This is a genomic window from Streptomyces sp. NPDC044033 (genome assembly GCF_056434425.1).
This window is the reverse complement of the sequence record NZ_JBWKFF010000025.1, coordinates 36,719-52,515: the sequence shown is the minus strand read 5'-3', so window position 1 is coordinate 52,515 and position 15,797 is coordinate 36,719. Positions and strand designations below refer to the sequence as shown.

Here is a 15,797-nt window from a genome sequence, read left to right as displayed (position 1 = left end):
TTTTGTGTTGTGTGGTGTGGGGTGTCGTTTTTTTTTTTCTCCCCCCTCCCCCCCCCCCCCTCCCCACCCCCCCCCCCCCCCCCCCCCCCCCCCCCCCCCCGCGCCCGGGCGCGGGATCTACGGGCGGGCCGGGATCAGTGGGCGGGCACCTGCTGGACGGTGCGGGTGTGCCGGGCCCGCTCCGCGGCGAAGGCGGCGAGGTGGCTGCCCAGGGACGCGTCCGTGCCGGAGCGGATCGCCTCCGGGTCGCCGGTGGCGACCGCCCGTACGAACGCGGCGACGAGCGCGGTGTCGCCGCCGCCGTGCCCGTCGGCCGCGTTCGAACCGCTCCCGCCCAGCTCGTGGACCTCGCTCCGGCCGGTGCGGAAGTCCTGCACGGTGACCCGCTCGCCGTCGCCGCTGAGCCAGCCGTGCGAGCCGAAGATCCTGGTCTGCCGGTGCGTCTGCTCGGTGAAGGCCACCATCTGGAAGGTCGCCGTGAGGGAGCCGCTCAGCCGCATCGCGACCACCTGGTGGTCCACGACGTCGTTGTCCCCCGCGTACACGCACACGCCGTACGGGCCGGTGCGCAGCGCCTCCCGCAGCCCGGCCTCGTCGGTGGCGTCGGTGACGTGCGTGACCGGCCACACCGAACCCTCTTCGCGCAGGGTCGGCATGTAGAGCTTGGGGGCGCTGTACGGGCAGTCGGGTTCGACGGCGCAGTCCAGGCACCGGTCCGCCGCCCCAGCCGGCTTGTTCTCCGGGCGGAAGTGCTTGAGGCCGCCGAAGCTCGCGACCTCCTCGATCCTGGCGTCGAGCACGTAGCTGATCCAGTCCAGGTCGTGGCAGGACTTGGCGAGGATCATCGGCGAGGAGTCCTGCTCGCTGTGCCAGGGCCCGCGCACGAAGCTGTGCGCGTAGTGCCACCAGCCGACCGGCTCCAGGTGCTCCATCGAGACGAGTTCGCCCAGCACCCCGGAGTCCACGACGCTCTTCACCAGGTCGGTGTACTCCGTGTACCGCAGGACGTGGCAGACGGCGAACAGCACGCCCGCCTCGCGCACCCCCTCGACGAGCTTCCTGGTCTCCTCCTCGGTGGGCGCCAGCGGCTTCTCGGCGAGGATCGCGTACCCGGCCCGCGCCAGGGCCAGGACCGGCTCCACATGGTCGCGGTCCTGGGTGGCGACGATGACCGCGTCGGCTATCCGCTCTTCGGCGAGGGGGCGCCAGTCCTCGAACTCCAGGGGCGCGCCGGAGGCGGCGCGGGCGGAGGGGCGCGGGTCGGCCACGGCGACCAGTTCGGCCTGGTCCGGGTGGGCCGTGATCCAGTCGGCGTAGGTGAGACCGCGCTGGCCGGCGCCGACGAGGGCGACCCGGACCGGGCGGTCGGTGATCTGGGGGTGGTGCAGGTTCATGAGAGTTCCCAGGGAGTCTGAAGGGGGTGGGTATGACGGCTGAGATGGATGAGATGGCTGAGAGGCGCCGCTCAAGGGGCGCTCAGGGGCGGAGGTTGCCCTTGCTGTGGGCGATGCGCGCGTCCTCCTTCGGCATCGCCGCGCGGGCCGTGCCGTCCTCGACGCACGCGGTGCGCAGCAGGTGGCTGCCCGCGCCGAAGCCGGCCGGCCGCAGGTCCAGGGTCCCGCCGGTGAAGGTGCAGCCGCTCGCGCGGTACCGGTTGGTCCCCTCGCCGATGCTCACGTGGGCGCGGCCCTCGGGGGCTTGCGCGTCGACGCCGGTCAGGTGCCAGGTCACGGTGCGGTCGCCGCCGCCGCGGGAGAGCAGCGCCTGACCGTTCCCGCGCGCGCCGATCCGGACCCCGGCCAGCCGCAGCCGCTGGTCCCCGGAGCCGGCCAGCCGCACGGCCGCGTCGCGCAGTTCCCCGCCCTCGACATGGACCTCGCGGTGCCGGTACGTCACCGGGGCGGCGCCCTCGGACGCGGTGAGGACGCAGTGGTCGAGCACGAGCGGCCCGACGCCGTTGAAGCGCGCGCCGTCGACACCGGCGAGCGCCGTCCGCTCCAGCGTCAGCGGGGTCGTCGACCGAGTCCTGGGTGATCTCGGCGTTCTCCGTGAAGGCGAACGCCGAGTCGGAGACGGTGCTGGGCCGCGTGGAGAGGGCGGACGTCCGGGACACGATGAGCGGCCCGCTCGCGGTGCAGCCGCGCATCTGCACCCCGTCGGCGTTGACCCAGAGCATCCCCGAGCCGTCGAGGGACTTCTTGCCGATGACGGTCATGTCCTCCCGGGTCAGGTCGGTGACCTTGACCCGGGCCACGAACCACGAGCAGGAGTGACGGCGCACCGTGATCCGTTTGGCCGCACCGCCCCAGGCCGTACCGGAGTTGGCGAAGGTCATGAGCCCGGAGTTGCCGGTGTAGACGAGATCGTGCTCGAACTGCCCGTGCGTGACGAACGGCCCCTGGTCGTCGCCGTCGCCATGGCAGTTGGTCACGTAGCAGTAGGCGGAGGCGGTGAAGTCGTTGAGGTGGCGGGCGTTGGAGGTGTGGCAGTCGGAGACGTGGCCGTAGAGGCAGCAGATCTGCTGGGTGAGGTAGCCGGCCCCGCCATGGGTGACCGACTTGGGGTTGGCCAGCGAGCACCGCTCGGTGCGGTAGTGGGTGCACCAGCGGCGCATCACCACCGGCCAGAAGGTGCCGGCGGCCTCGATTCCGGAGACGTCGCAGTGCACCGCGTACTCGTAGGCGACCGGGTGCGAGCCGGTGTACTCGTCGTCCCCCGCCCCCTCGAAGACGAGGTCGCGCACGTGGCTGCGGCTCACCGGCTCGATCCGGGTCCAGGTCAGGGAGCGCCCCGCCGCCAGCTCCCAGCCGATCTGGTACGCGACGCGGATGTGGCCGCCGTCGACCACGTCGGTGACCTGTACGAGGCGCTGGACCTCCTTCTCGTACGTCCCCTGGAGCGCGTTCACCTCGACGGCCCACCACTGGCCGACGGCGAAGCCGGCGGAGTCGCCCACCTCGAAGAGGTCGCTCAGGTCGGGCATCACGGAGCTCAGGGTGTGCCGGTGCACGGTGTCGGTGACCTGGCCGCGGAAGGAGAACACCGCCCCGAAGGGGTTGTCCCGCGTGTTCTTCTCGATCCCGGCCGTACGGACGCGGTGACCGCCGAAGTCCAGCTCGATGCCGGACCGGGACCACCGATGGCGTCTGCGGAACAGCAGGTCGGTGCGGGCCTCGACGCGGTGTACGGCGGGGTCGGCCACCAGCGCGTCGAGCGCGTCGTCCGCGGGCGTTCCGGCGTCGACGTGGCCGAAGGTCCGCTGGTCGACGGCGCCGTCGTGCAGTTGGAGCCAGCGGCCGCGGCGCGGTGCCGAGGTCGGCGCGATGACGGTTCCGCCGTTGTGGGCGGCGGTCGCGGACGCCGACCAGCGCACTGCCATGGCGCCGCCGTCACCTGCCGCGCGGTAGCCGGCGAGCAGGGCGAGCGTGCCGTCCTCGGCTGCCGCGGGGCGCAGTTCGCGCAGGCGCGCCACGGTGTCGAGGCGGCGGACCGTACCGGAGGGGAGCGGGGCCGCGGCGGGTTGGGTCGCGGTGGGTTGGGCCGCGGCCGGGCCCGATCCGGCCACTGCGCCGGCGGCGAGCAGCCCGGCCAGGCCCGAGGCGCGCAGGAACGAGCGCCGGGCGTTCGGGGACGGAGCGGAGGAGGAGCGGGAGGGGGGAACGCTCATGACGGACTTCGCCTTCCGAGAAGTGCCGAGGGGGGAGCGTTCCTGCGCAGTGCTGCCGTGGGGCGGATGGCTGAGAAGTGGGGCGACCGGGGGCCGGGGCGTACTGGGCAGGCGCCGGGGCGGGCCGCGACGCGGGTCGGGTGCGCGCTCGCACCGTCGCCGCCGTGCCGCTGCGCTGCTGGTGATGATCACGGGCAGCGCGGTTGGCAGGGAAGCTACGCGGGGCCCGCGGCCCACGTCAAGATCCGGTCGCGCTTCCGTCGCCCTGCCGTACGTCTCGCGGGCCGGGCAGCCGTGCCGGCCGCGCGAGCGGCTGGGCGGCCGGCTGCGCAGCCGCCTGCGGGGCAGCGCCCTCCGGTGCGGTCGACTCCTGGCCCAGGCCCACGCTGATCCGCCGCGCGGCCTCCCTGACCTGCCCGCCCAGCTCCTGGTAACGCCACGCGGGCAGACCGAGTTTGAGGCCGGTGATGCTGATGGCGCCCGCACAACCGCCCAGGTGGTCGCGGACCGGGGAGCCGATGCAGATGACCCCCTCGGCGTCCTCCTCGTCGTCCAGCGCGTAGCCGACCCGCTCGACGTCGCGCAGATGCGCGAGGAGGGTCGCCGCGTCGGTGATCGTCCGGGGGGTGCGGCGCGGCAGCCCGAACCGCTCGACCACGAGAGCCGCCTCGGCGGGGGAGAGGGCGGAGAGCAGCGCCTTGCCCAGCCCGGTGCAGTGCGGCAGTTCGCGCTGCCCCATGCGCAGTTCGAGGCGGATGCGCTGGTCCGTCTCCACCTGGTCCACCACCACGGCGTGGCCGCCCTCGGGCACCGCGAGGCGCGAGGCCATGCCGGTGAGGGAGGTCAGCTCGCGCAGCACCGGGTGGGCGATCGTCCGCAGGGACACCTGGGCCCGTGCCCGGTCGCCGAGTCGCGCGAGCCCCATGCCCAGGCGGTAGCGCCGGCTCATGCCCTCGCCGTCGTCGGAGACGAGCCCGTACGCCCTCAGGGTCTGGAGCATGCCGAAGGTGGCGCTCTTGGCGATCCGGCAGCTCCGCGCGATCTCGGTGACGCTCATGCCCCGGTCCGGCTCCGCGGTGGCCAGGGTTTCGAGGATGTCCGCGGCCCTCGCCACGCTCTTGACCCAGTACTTCGGCTCGGCTGGATCTTCACTGTTCGTCATGACAGAACAGCGTAGTGCCTTCTCTGGGAATTCCGGGGCGAGTTCGCGCCGAAAGGGGGTTGACCTCTGCGATTTTCGGCCCGTACGATTCTTTCTGTTCTGGAGTGCAGAACGCTGTTCTGAAAATTTCCTGCGAAGACTGCCGGCGGATGGCGCCAGGGCTCCTCGGGGGCCGGGCAGGACCCCGAGGAGCCGAACGACTCTCGACGCAAGGAGCACCGATCATGAGTTCAGGCCAGGACGGCGCCACCGCCGCCGCCGAGGGCGATGACGCGCACGCGCCCCTCGACCAGGGCGCCAACCGCTGGACGGCCACCGGCTGCCGCCCCACCGGCGGCACCCTCCACCGCGCCCCCGACGCCCTGCGCTCGACCCTGCGCAGCACCTGCGTCGAGAACGGCACCCGCCGAACCGCCCTCCCCGGGCCCGGCGGCACCGCGCGCATCGCGGGAAGCCGTCAGCTGTGAGCCTCATCCGCACCGCCCGCCCCGCCGGCGAGCCCGCCCTGCACGCCCTGTGGGGCGACTGCTTCGGCGCTGCCCCGCACCTCCCCGCTCTGTACGCCCTGGACCCGGGCCGCCACCGGCGCACTCTCCTCGCAGTCCGCGACGACGGCACGGTCGACGCCGTCGTCGTGTACGTGCCCCGCGACATCCGCGACGCCGAGGGCGCCCCCGTGCGGGGCGGCGGCATCGGCAGCGTCGTGACCCGCCCCGAGGCACGCGGCAAAGGGCTCGTCCGCGCATTGCTCCAGGAGGCCGTCGCGGCGATGAGGGCGGAGTCCTGCGCGTGGTCGCTGCTGTTCACCGGCGCGCCCGGCGTCTATACGGGATCGGGCTGGCGGACCTTCCCGACCCGCCTGCGCGAGGGCGGCCTCAGCGGCGCCCCGCCCGACCGCGCCCCGTACCGGGTCCGCCCCGCGTGCCCCGCCGACCTGCCGTCACTGGCCGAACTCGCCCGCGCCTCCGGCCCGTTGAGCACGGTACGGACCGAGGCCGACTGGCGGACGAGGCTGCCCGCCTGGTACGGGCCGCCCCGCGACTGGCTGGTCGCGCAGGACCCGGACACCGCCCGGCTCGTGGGCTGGGCGGTCGCCGCATACGGCGAGGGGACCGTGGACGTACGCGAGTACGCGGCGACGGGGGCCGGCGCCCTGGCGGCGCTCTTCGCGGCCGTCGCCGCACGCGCCCGGCACGCGGGGCTGCGCAGAGCGCGCCTTCGGGGCCCTGACCCCGGCCCCGCCGTACTGGAGGCGTTGCCTCACCTCATGACAGGGGCTACGGTCCGCACCGAGCACTTCGGGATGATCCGCCCGCTGCTGGCCCCGCCGGACCACGCGCACGCCGTGCCGCGCGCCCCCGGGGCCGTCCACTGGTACGGCGACTCCTTCTGACCAGGCGCGCGCCCACCCCCTTACGGCCCGCCTCCTTACGAGAGGAACCGCAACCTCATGAACCCCGATTCTCCCGCGGAGCCCGTCTGGTCGGACCGGCTCGACCTGGGCGAGGGCATCCGCTGGCTCCCGGGCGGCCCCGTTCTGGTGGACATCCCGAGCGGCCGTCTCCTACGCGGCCCACTCGGCCACCGGTCCGGTCCGCTCGCCGAGTTGGCGCGGTTGGACGTTCCGCTGGGTGCCGTCGCACCCGTCGCAGACCGCCCCGGGCAGTGGATCGCGGCAGCCGGCACCGGCATCTGCCTCTTCCGTACGGGCGGCACGCGCGACGGGTACGCCGCCGCGCACTGGCTCGCCCGCCCCGAGGAGGCCTCACCGGTCCCCATCCGGATGAACGACGGCACCGCGGACCCGCACGGCCGGTTCTGGGCGGGGAGCATGCCGTACGCGGCCGACGCGGGCGCCGGCAGCCTCTACCGCGTGGACCACGACGGTTCCGTACACCGGGTCTTCGACGGCCTGACCGTGCCGAACGGCCCGGCCTTCAGTGCGGACGGCACGGTGCTGTACCTCGCGGACAGCGCCCGCGGCACGATCCTGACGTGCCGCGTCGACCCGCTCACCGGAGAACCGGCCCACGCGCCGGAGGAGTTCGCCACGGTGCGCGCCGGATACCCCGACGGCATGGCGGTGGACGCCGAGGGCGGGGTATGGAGCGCGATCTGGGGCGAGGCCCGCGTCCACCACTACCGCGCCGACGGCACCCTCGACCACGTCCTGCCCCTCCCCGCCCGGCAACCGGCCGGCCTGTGCCTGGGCGGGGACGACCTGCGCACGCTGTACATCACCACGGCCCGTACCGGCCTGACGGACCCCGGCCCGGCGGACGGCGCGGTGCTCACCGCACGGGTAGCGGTCCCCGGCCTCCCCACGGCGGCCTTCCGGTGGAACGCGGCCGAAGGGCAGCTGCCGCGACACTGACGTCAACGGGGGCTTTCCCAGCGCTGGTCGCCGACGACGGGCAGGCCCGCCCGCCCGTGCGGCCGCGTGCAGGAGGGGCACAGGTCGAAGAGGGGATGTGTATGTAGTCGCTGAGGCCCCGGGAGAGGCGTCACGGCCTCATGCCGGCGCGAGGGCGGGCGCGAGCCGGGGGCCTCGTGCCGACCGGCCGCCGTCAGCACGGCGACCGGCCCTTCGTCCCTTCCGGTGAAGGAAGCCGCACCGCGCCTTTGGCGGGGGAGGTCGGTGGGGAGCATGCAAGGGCCGGTTCAGGTTCGACCAGGAGCGTTCATATGACCGATGACGGAAAGCACAGCGGCCCCCCCTCCGACAAGCCGTGGACTCCGCCGCCGCCCCCGCCGTCCCCCGACGGCTCCGGCGCCGGCTCCGGCTCCGGATGACCACGATGGATGTCCCCGGGGCGGTGCACCCGGGGCACGCCGCGCTCGTCGAGATGCTGGACGGGCGCGGTCTGCTCTCCCCGCCCTGGCGCGCCGTGTGGGAGCGCTCGCCCCGGCACCGGTTCATCCCGCGGTGCGTCTGGCGCCAGGGCCCGCACCGGTGCGAGCCCGTCACCAGCGAGGAGGAGTGGTGGCAACTGGTCCACAGCGACGAGCCGGTGGTGACCCAGGTCGACGACGGGCACGAGGGCGGACCGGGCGTCGCGACGTCCTCCAACTCGAAGCCGAGCATGGTCGCCACCATGCTCGGGTGCCTGGATGTGCGCGGCGACGAACGGGTGCTGGAGATCGGCACGGCCACCGGCTACGTAGCCGCCCTGCTGGCCCGGCGACTGGGCGACGACCGGGTCGTCAGCGTGGAGATCGACCCGCTCCTGGCGGAGCAGGCGGAGAAGAACCTCGCCGCCGCCGGCGCCCCGCGTGTCACGGTGGTACGAGGCGACGGCGAGTGGGGCTGGGCCCCCGGAGCACCGTACGACCGCCTCATCTCCACCTGCGCCCTGCGGCATGTGCCGTACGGGCTGATCCGCCAGGTCAAGCCGGGCGGCACCCTGGTCGCCCCGATGGCCCGCGACTTCTGGAGCGGCGCCGTGCTCCAGCTCCGCGTCCACCAGGACGGCACCGCGAGCGGCCCGTTCAAGGGCGGCGCCTCGTACATGCCGATGAAGTCCCACCGCACCGTCGACTCCGGCCGACCAGTGGACCAGTCGACAGCGCGGTCCGCCGACAGCGGGGTCGGGCCCCGGGACCTGCTGAGTCTCGGCTTCGCCCTGTACGCGGGGGCGTTGCTGCCGGGAGTGGCGATGGTGCACGCCGAGACCGGCGGAACAGACCGCGTCTGGCTGATGGACCAGGACGGCTCGGGTGCCATCGCGGACGCCGGGGAGCCGGTGTGGCAGTACGGGCCGCGCAGCCTGTGGGCGGAGGTGGAGACGGCCTACGGCCAGTACCTCGACCTCGGCGGGCCGCCGGCCTCGGCCTTCGGCATGACCATCGGCCCCGACCGCCGGCAGACATGGCTGCACACCCCTGAACAGGTCATCGGGGCCTGAGAGACGCCTGCCGGACGCACCGCCTTCTTGTCGGACTACAGCCGCGACGCGGAGGCGGTACCGGACGGGACGGGCCCGCCGCCACTCCCGTACGCCCGCCGGTTCCATCGCCCCGCGGCGCAGGGCGATGCCGAGGACCGGCAGGAAGCCCATCCGGGTCGTCCGGTCGGTCTCGGGGTACTGCGCCCGCACCCACTGCCGGGCGGTGCGCACCCCCGCGCCCGACGCCCGTACCGCGTCCCGCAGCGCGGCGGCTGCGACAGCCTTGTCGGCACCGTCCGCGAGGCGTACGTCGGCCCGGTCGACCGGCGCGTGCGGAGCGTTGCGCGGCGTGACGTATGCGCCGTTGCCGCCGGTGCCGGTCGCGCCCGTGCCGTCCCGCTCTGACCAGCGGTCCGCCATGTCCTACCGAGCGGAGGACATGGCCGGCGTGGTCCACCGGGCGACCTCGTCCGGGAAGGTGTCCGGGTTCGTGGGCTCCGCGACGGCGGCGACGTAGCCGTCCGGCCGGATCAGGGCCGCTTCCAGCGCGGACCAGGCCCCGGGGCCGGGCCGGGCGGACCGTACTTCGACGCGGCGTGATGCGATGTGCGCGAAGCGGCCGGCGGGTGTGAAGTCGGCCAGTACGAAGGCGTCCTGGCGCAGGGCGTGCAGCAGGGACGACTCGGTCAGAGCGAGGTCGGGCGCCCTGGTTCCGGTCAAGGGGTGGGCGCCTTCCGGGGCCGGGTAGGCCAGGTCCAGTCCGGACAGCCATCCGGTCAACTCGCGTGACAGGTCGCCGCCTTGTGCGATGAAGTCGCTGAACATCCCTCTCAGGGCCTCGCCCCCGGGGGTGAAGGTGTTCATCAAGGCGCCCTGGGCGAGGGTGTTGGCGGCGAGTCGCGCCGAGATCGGCCGGCGTTCGCTGTCGTAGTCGAACGGGCCGTCGGCCAACCAGACCGGAGCCCAGCCCTGGTGTTCGGCCGCGAGCTTCCAGGCCAGGTTCGCGGCATCCTGCAGACCGACGTTGAGGCCCTGGCCGCCCGCGGGCAGGTGGATGTGGGCGGCGTCGCCGACGATCAGTATCCGCCCGGCCCGGTATCGGTCGGCGTTCCGGGTGCTGTCCGTGGCGTTCGAGATCCAGGACGCGGCACGTACGCCGCAGTCGGTGCCGGTGATTCGCCGCAGGGTGGCGAGCAACTCCTCCAGCGACAGCGGCTGTGCGCGTCGGGCGCGAACCTCATCGGCCGTGAGCCCCGTGTCGGCGGGCTCTGTCCCGAAGATCCGGTACTGGCCGTCGGGCAACGGCATGATGCTCACGCTGCCGGTGTCCCGGTACCAGCGGTGCGACGGCGTTCCGGTTGGATCGGCGAGCTCCACGTCGGCGGCGAAACCGATGAGGGAGGGGGCGGTGCCGGGGAATCCGATGCCCGCCAGACCGCGCACCACGCTGCGCGCGCCGTCCGCGCCCACCAGATAGCGGGCCTCGTGCACCTCGTCCCCGGTGTGTACCCGCACTGTCGACTCGTCCTGCTCGGCTCCGGTGACAGGCCGGCGGTAATGCACGGGCACGCCGCGTCCGCGCAGGTAGTCGATGAGCGTCTGCTCGGTGCGCGCCTGCGGGATCATCAGGACGAACGGAAAGGGCGTCTCCAGAGCCGTGTAGTCCAGCATTGCGGGCAGCGCCGCGAAATGCGCGCGGGGAGTCGGGCGCCCTTGGTCGACGAGGATGTCGGACAGCCGCCGACCGCCGGTCTCCAGTGCGGTGAGCGCCTCCAGTGTGCGCGGGTGCATCGTGCTGGCCTTCGAGTGCACGCTGGGCCCGGCCTCGCGTTCGAAGACTTGTACGCGTAGCCCCGCGGCGTCCAGCAGCGCCGCTGTCAGCAGCCCGACCGGACCGGCTCCGGCGACGACGACGTCCGTGTTCACCGGCCTTCTCCCTTCGGCCGCAGCAGCAGCACGCCGGCGGTCAGCCCGGCGGTGGAGGCGACATGGACGGCGAACGCCTTGCGGTTCGGCGCCCAGACGCCGGTGGTCGGCCCCCCGGACCACATGGCGGCCGTGAACCCGGCCGCCGCGGCGGCCATCCCCCGCCACATGGCGCGCCCGCGCCGCGGCCCGGCCAGCACGCCGATGGCGATGGTGCCCACGGCCCCGGCGGTGATCAGCGCCTCTCGCGCCATGTGGTACTGGACGTGCCCCTCGCCGTGACGCGCCTCGGGAGTGCGGTAGGTCTCGTCCGTAATGTGGGTGATGGTCTGCCAGACAGATGGAGCGGCGGCAGCGATGCCTGCCGCTGTGATCAGGGCGCCGGCGTTCTCTCGCACAGTTCTCACTGTCCCTCCAATTAGGAGAACGTTAAGATAATGAACATTACTCTATAGCGCCCGACCGAACCGTGAAAGGCCGCCAGTGCCCAAGGAACCCGCAACAGCCGACTACGTCGACGGCATGGTCGACTTCCTCGCACAGGAGCACACCCCCGAGGCGCTGGAGGCCAAGGCCCTCGCCTACCGCCTGCGCCGCATCACTCACCGCTTGGAGACCGATCTCAAACGGGAACTCGCCCCGCACGGCATCGAGTTGTGGGCCCTGGAGCTGCTGGCCTGCCTGCTGCGTGCGCCGCAGCACCAGCTGACGGCCAGTCAACTGGCCACCGCGATGCAGCTGACCTCCGGAGCCGTCACCAACCGAGTGGCCAAACTGGAAGCCAAGGGGTGGGCCGCCCGCGACTTCGCACCACACGACCGGCGCTCTGTCATGGTCAGCCTGACCCGGGAAGGGGCCGACCGCGCCCTCGACGTCTTCGCCACCAAGACCGAAACCGAACTGCGCCTGCTCTCTCCACTGTCCGTACAGGAACAGCGCCGGCTCAACAGCGACCTGCGCGCCGTGCTGCTCGCTTTGGGGGACCACGAACGATGAGCCGAGTGCGCGGGGGCAGCGCGCCCGCTCTCCCGGCTCGCGCCGCGGGCGGACGGACGGGCCCCCGCGCGTTCTTCCCGCGGCGGGCGCCGACGGCGGCGCGGCGTGTGAGAACGGGCCGGCGCCGGGCGCTGCCCATCGGCGCGTACGGGCTTTTGGGCAGCGCGCGGCGCAGGCTTCGGGGCGTCGGCGGCCATGTCGCCGGCGCCGGCCGGGAGGCGGGCGGTGGACGCGGCGGGTGGCCGTCGTGCTCGCTGGGGCGTACGGCCCACCGCCGCAGCGGTGCGAAGAGCCGCCGCGGAATCATGGGGTTCCGGGGGCGGGCCGTGCGGTCATGGCGGCTCGCGACCAGGGTTCCGGCCGTCGGCGCTCAGGCCCGGGAAGCCCAGCGAGTTTCGCGCCCGGCCGCCCGGCCCGGGCCACGTCGGTGCTCAGGCCCAGGGGGCTCAGCCACCCGCCGTGGCACCGTCAGTCGCGGGCGTCATGATGCCCAGCAGGCTGCCGCGCACCTCGTCGGCGGGGCGCGGGCGGTAGGGAGGCCAGACCGACCCCCGCGGCCGGTACGGGCCGCAGGGTGAGCAGGGCGACGGCCTCCATGACGATCTCCTGGGACAGCGCGGCGTCGCGCTGCCGCTCGACGACTCGCCTGGCCCGTACCGCGTCGACCGTGGCGGTCACGGAGACGAGCAGCAGTACCGCGAGCAGCGCCACGAGCTGGCGCAGCCGCGTGGCCTGCCGACGGCTTCGGGCGCTCCGCGCGGCCTCGGCCGCCGAACTGGCCTCCAGGAAGGCTCTCTCGCGAACGGTCAGATGCGCGCCGCCGGAACCGGCGAGGCCGCGGGCCAACGTCAGGCGGATGCCCCGGTACAGAGTGCCGTCGTCCTCGCCCAGGGCCTTCCAATCCCGGGCGGCCTCGGCGAGTTGGCGGTGCAGACGCAGTCCGTCGCGATTCTCGTCGAGCCACGTGCGCAGCCGGGGCCAGCAGTGGATGAGCGCCTCGTGGGTGATGGCCACCCGGTCGCGGTCGAGAGTGAGCAGACGTGCCGTGGCGGCGCGTTCGAGCACGGCCGCCGTGTCCCGCGGGTCGTCGTCGGGGGAGTCCAACTCGCCCCGCCGAAGGCGGCGTCCGGCGCCCTCTCCGAGCGCGGCGAGGCGCAGGAAGACATGCCGGGCGGCCTCGCGCTGCCCGTCGTCGAAGCAGGCATAAACCCGCTCCGCGGTCTGCGCGAGTGCCCCCTCGACGCCCCCGCCCGCCTGGAACGCCGCCAGGGTCAGAGCGTTGCCCCGTCTTCGCCGCCAGGTTTCCAGCAGCGCGTGGGAGAGCAGGGGCAGTACGCTCGCCTCCCCCTGCGCGTACGTCATCAGCGTGGCGAGCAGGGGCCCTTCGACGCTGAGCCCGGCGCGCCGGGCCGGCTGTGTGATGGCGCTGCGCAGTTCGTCGGAGCTCATCGGCCCTACGAGGACCTGGGCGCCGGGCAGCGCGTCGCTCAGCTCCTCATGCTGGGCGCAGTGCGCGGAGAAGTCCGTCCGGATACCCAGCACCACGCGGCAGCGGCTGTCCGGCGCCTGGACGGCGGAGAGCAGTCCGGCGATGAAAGCGGCCCGCCGCGCGCGCGACGCGCACCGGGTGAAGACCTCCTCGAACTGGTCGATCACCAGGACGATGTCCGTACCGCCGCCCTGAACGGCGGCGATCTGGCGGACGACACGGTGCAGGCCGAACCGCCCGTCCGCCAGCTCGCTCCGCAGCGGCCCGGGGGTGGTGTGGGCGGCCGCGGCGAGCTGTATCGCGCACTCCTCCCAGGGGCTCGGCCCCGGAGTGAGGACGAAGGCGCTGCGCGGCCCCGGCGCGGCCCACAGGCGCGGCAGCAGACCAGCGCGCAGGATCGAGGACTTGCCGGAGCCGGACGGCCCGCACACGACGACGAGCCGCTGCCGACGGAGCCGCGCGGCCAGGTCCTCGACGAGGCGCTCCCGCCCGAAGAACCAGTCGGCGTCGTCGGGCTGGAACGCCGACAAGCCGACGTAGGGCGGGCGCCGCTCACCCCGCGCGTCGGCCGGCCCGGCGGTCGCCGCGGCGGTGGTCGCGATCTGCGCGGCCACCTCGTGCCACTTGCGCTCCCAGCCCGTCACGTCGCCCTCGCAGGCGCGGACATAGGCCAGAGCCACCGTCCGTGAGGGCAGTGAGCGGCCCGCGGCGGCGCTCGACAGCGTCGCTATCGAATAGTGGGCGCGCTCCGAGAGTTGACGGTACGTCGGGTTCCCGGCCTTGTGGCGCAAGCGGCGAAGGTCCGCGGCGAACAGCAGGGCCGGGGTGTCTCCCGCGTCCAACGGGCGCTCCTTACGGGGCACTGGCGACACCTCCCTCGTTGCCCCGAATTGTTGACCAGAGGGGCAGCCGGGCACCAGCGTTCTCGATATTTCAGAAGTCCGCGACGGTCAGGCGAGCTTGCCGCCCCACAGGACAGTCTCGACCTTCTGAGTCCCCGGGTCCCAAAACCAGTGGGAGAGCTCGCCGTCGGCGGCCTTGGAGAAGATGTGCTGCTGGTCGTAGGGCGTGAAGGCGTAGGAGGCCGGATCGGCGTGGCATTCGCCGCCCCAGTCCGCGTACGCGACGCCGCCCTGCGGGGTCCACCACCAGTGCGCCAACGTGTTCTGCGCGGTCCGTGCCACCACGTGCTGCTGGTCGTGCCAGACGAAACCGGAGGGGTTGCCCACGAACTTCTGCGGCCCCCAACTCACCGTCTCGACCCGCTGCGTACCCGGGTCCCAGAACCAATGGAACAATGTGTCATCGGCCGCACGCCCGAAAATATGCTGCTGGTTGTACGGCGAGAACACATAACTCGCCGGATCGCTGAAGCACTGACCGCCCCAGTCCGCATAGGCCACGCCGCCCTGAGGGGTCCACCACCAGTGCGCCAGAGTATTCCGCGGCGACCGCGCGAATACATGCTGCTGATCCACCCAGGCGAACCCCGAGGGATTCCCGACGAACCCCTGACGACCCCACTCCACCCGCTCCACCCGCTGCGTCGCCGGGTCCCAGAACCAGTGGAACAGCGACTCGTTGGCGCCCTTCGCGAAGATGTGCTGCTGGTCGTACATGCCCCACACATACGTCGCCGGATCGCTGAAACACTCACCGCCCCAGTCCGCGTACGCCACACCCCCTTGGGGCGTCCACCACCAGTGCGCCAGCGTATTGGCCGGGCTCCGGCCGAACGCGTGCTGCTGGTCGTGCCATACGAAGCCGTTGGGCTTCCCCACCAGTTTCTGCGCGCCCCACGTCACCAAATTGACCCCGGAATCCGGCGTCCAGTACCAATGCGACAGCGTATTGTCCGGGGCCCGCCCGAACGCGTGCTGCTGATTGCCCCACTCATACGCCGATGACCCCGGCACCGTCGTCACGGGCGGCTGGGGGTGATTGAGCCGCGCGGCTTCCTCGATGAGCGCGCGGGCCTTCGACCCGGACCGGTCGTAGCGGTCCGGAAACGCCGACCGCTGTACTCCCTGCGCGACTTGGCCGGCGCTCCAGCCCGGGTTGGCGCGGTCGACGCCTATGGCGCGGGTGAAGAAGGAATTCGAGGCGTACGCCACGTTCATGCACTGCTCGCGTGTGCCCCAGCCCTGACTCGGGCGCTGCTGGAAGACACCCACGGAGTCGCGGTCGCCGCAGCCGAGGTTGTTCATGCGCGACTCGACCCAGCCGGCCTCGAATCCGGCGAGCATGACCTTGTCGTTCACCCGGAGGTCGCTGCCGACCTTGTAGACGGTCTTGATGACCTCGACGTCGTGGTTGGGCGGCACCGCACAGGCGATCCGCGGGCTGAGCTCCGTCGCGGGCACGTGATCGCCCGGCGGGGGCTTGCGCGTCCCCGCGTACGCGATCGACGGCGCCGCGAGCGCCCACGCGCCGACGGCGAGTCCGCCGAACTGGATGACGTTGCGTCTGGTGACCATGGGGGTTCCCTGCCTCTCGTGTTATCGGCGACGGCCGCGCCGATGACGGTTCTACGGGCGTGCCGAAGCACTCATCGCCCGGTGGCCAGCCGAGTGCGCCGTCCCACAGGGCGGCCACGGTCCGCCGCGTCCCGGGGTCCCGGAGCCAGTTCGTCGGCGGCTTGGTAGAAGATGTGGCGCTGGTCGTAGGGCG

General features: G+C 73.0%; 11 protein-coding genes and 1 pseudogene. 5 read left to right on the top strand and 7 right to left on the bottom strand.

The window, feature by feature from the left end; all coding sequences use genetic code 11:
* Positions 1 to 134: 134 nt before the first annotated feature.
* The 3 genes and pseudogenes from AC07AB_RS33495 to AC07AB_RS33485 all read right to left on the bottom strand — a co-directional run bounded on the left by AC07AB_RS33495 (position 135) and on the right by AC07AB_RS33485 (position 4,829).
* Positions 135 to 1,394 carry a Gfo/Idh/MocA family protein gene (locus AC07AB_RS33495; protein ID WP_478575092.1) on the bottom strand — a complete coding sequence of 420 codons (1,260 nt, stop codon included), beginning with the start codon at positions 1,392 to 1,394 and terminating at the stop codon, positions 135 to 137.
* Between the two features lie 82 nt (positions 1,395 to 1,476).
* Positions 1,477 to 3,379, bottom strand: a pseudogene (locus AC07AB_RS33490) (peptidase C14).
* A 526-nt stretch (positions 3,380 to 3,905) separates the two neighbouring features.
* A complete protein-coding gene (locus AC07AB_RS33485) occupies positions 3,906 to 4,829 on the bottom strand; it encodes an IclR family transcriptional regulator (protein ID WP_478575090.1) in 924 nt (307 codons plus the stop codon).
* 224 nt (positions 4,830 to 5,053) lie between these two features.
* On the opposite strand from AC07AB_RS33485, the gene AC07AB_RS33480 reads away from it, so the two are divergent.
* The 4 genes from AC07AB_RS33480 (at position 5,054) to AC07AB_RS33465 (ending at position 8,734) form a co-directional block, all read left to right on the top strand.
* A complete protein-coding gene (locus tag AC07AB_RS33480) occupies positions 5,054 to 5,296 on the top strand; it encodes a hypothetical protein (RefSeq protein ID WP_478575087.1) in 243 nt (80 codons plus the stop codon).
* Complete coding sequence (locus AC07AB_RS33475) at positions 5,293 to 6,222, top strand: GNAT family N-acetyltransferase (protein WP_478575085.1); 930 nt, start codon at positions 5,293 to 5,295, stop codon at positions 6,220 to 6,222. The genes AC07AB_RS33480 and AC07AB_RS33475 overlap by 4 nt, the downstream gene beginning before the upstream one ends.
* 57 nt (positions 6,223 to 6,279) lie before the next feature.
* Positions 6,280 to 7,203 (top strand): SMP-30/gluconolactonase/LRE family protein, encoded by a 924-nt coding sequence (locus AC07AB_RS33470; RefSeq protein ID WP_478575082.1) that lies wholly within the window; start codon positions 6,280 to 6,282, stop codon positions 7,201 to 7,203.
* Between the two features lie 424 nt (positions 7,204 to 7,627).
* Positions 7,628 to 8,734: a methyltransferase domain-containing protein gene (locus AC07AB_RS33465; RefSeq protein ID WP_478575080.1), complete on the top strand. Its 1,107-nt coding sequence runs from the start codon at positions 7,628 to 7,630 to the stop codon at positions 8,732 to 8,734.
* 405 nt (positions 8,735 to 9,139) lie between these two features.
* On the opposite strand, the gene AC07AB_RS33460 is transcribed toward AC07AB_RS33465, so the two are convergent.
* Together AC07AB_RS33460 and AC07AB_RS33455 are read right to left on the bottom strand one after the other, a co-directional pair.
* Positions 9,140 to 10,642 (bottom strand): FAD-dependent monooxygenase, encoded by a 1,503-nt coding sequence (locus AC07AB_RS33460; RefSeq protein WP_478575077.1) that lies wholly within the window; start codon positions 10,640 to 10,642, stop codon positions 9,140 to 9,142.
* Positions 10,639 to 11,040, bottom strand: coding sequence for a hypothetical protein (locus AC07AB_RS33455; RefSeq protein WP_478575074.1), 402 nt, complete (start codon positions 11,038 to 11,040; stop codon positions 10,639 to 10,641). The genes AC07AB_RS33460 and AC07AB_RS33455 overlap by 4 nt, the downstream gene beginning before the upstream one ends.
* Positions 11,041 to 11,125: 85 nt before the next feature.
* Here AC07AB_RS33455 and AC07AB_RS33450 point away from each other — a divergent pair, with 85 nt between their 5' ends.
* A complete protein-coding gene (locus AC07AB_RS33450) occupies positions 11,126 to 11,638 on the top strand; it encodes a MarR family winged helix-turn-helix transcriptional regulator (RefSeq protein WP_478575071.1) in 513 nt (170 codons plus the stop codon).
* Between the two features lie 468 nt (positions 11,639 to 12,106).
* Here the strand turns inward: AC07AB_RS33450 and AC07AB_RS33445 are convergent, their stop codons facing one another.
* Both AC07AB_RS33445 and AC07AB_RS33440 read right to left on the bottom strand, forming a co-directional pair.
* Complete coding sequence (locus AC07AB_RS33445; protein ID WP_478575068.1) at positions 12,107 to 13,969, bottom strand: nSTAND1 domain-containing NTPase; 1,863 nt, start codon at positions 13,967 to 13,969, stop codon at positions 12,107 to 12,109.
* Between the two features lie 108 nt (positions 13,970 to 14,077).
* A complete protein-coding gene (locus tag AC07AB_RS33440) occupies positions 14,078 to 15,604 on the bottom strand; it encodes a PLL family lectin (protein WP_478575065.1) in 1,527 nt (508 codons plus the stop codon).
* Between the last annotated feature and the right edge of the window lie 193 nt (positions 15,605 to 15,797).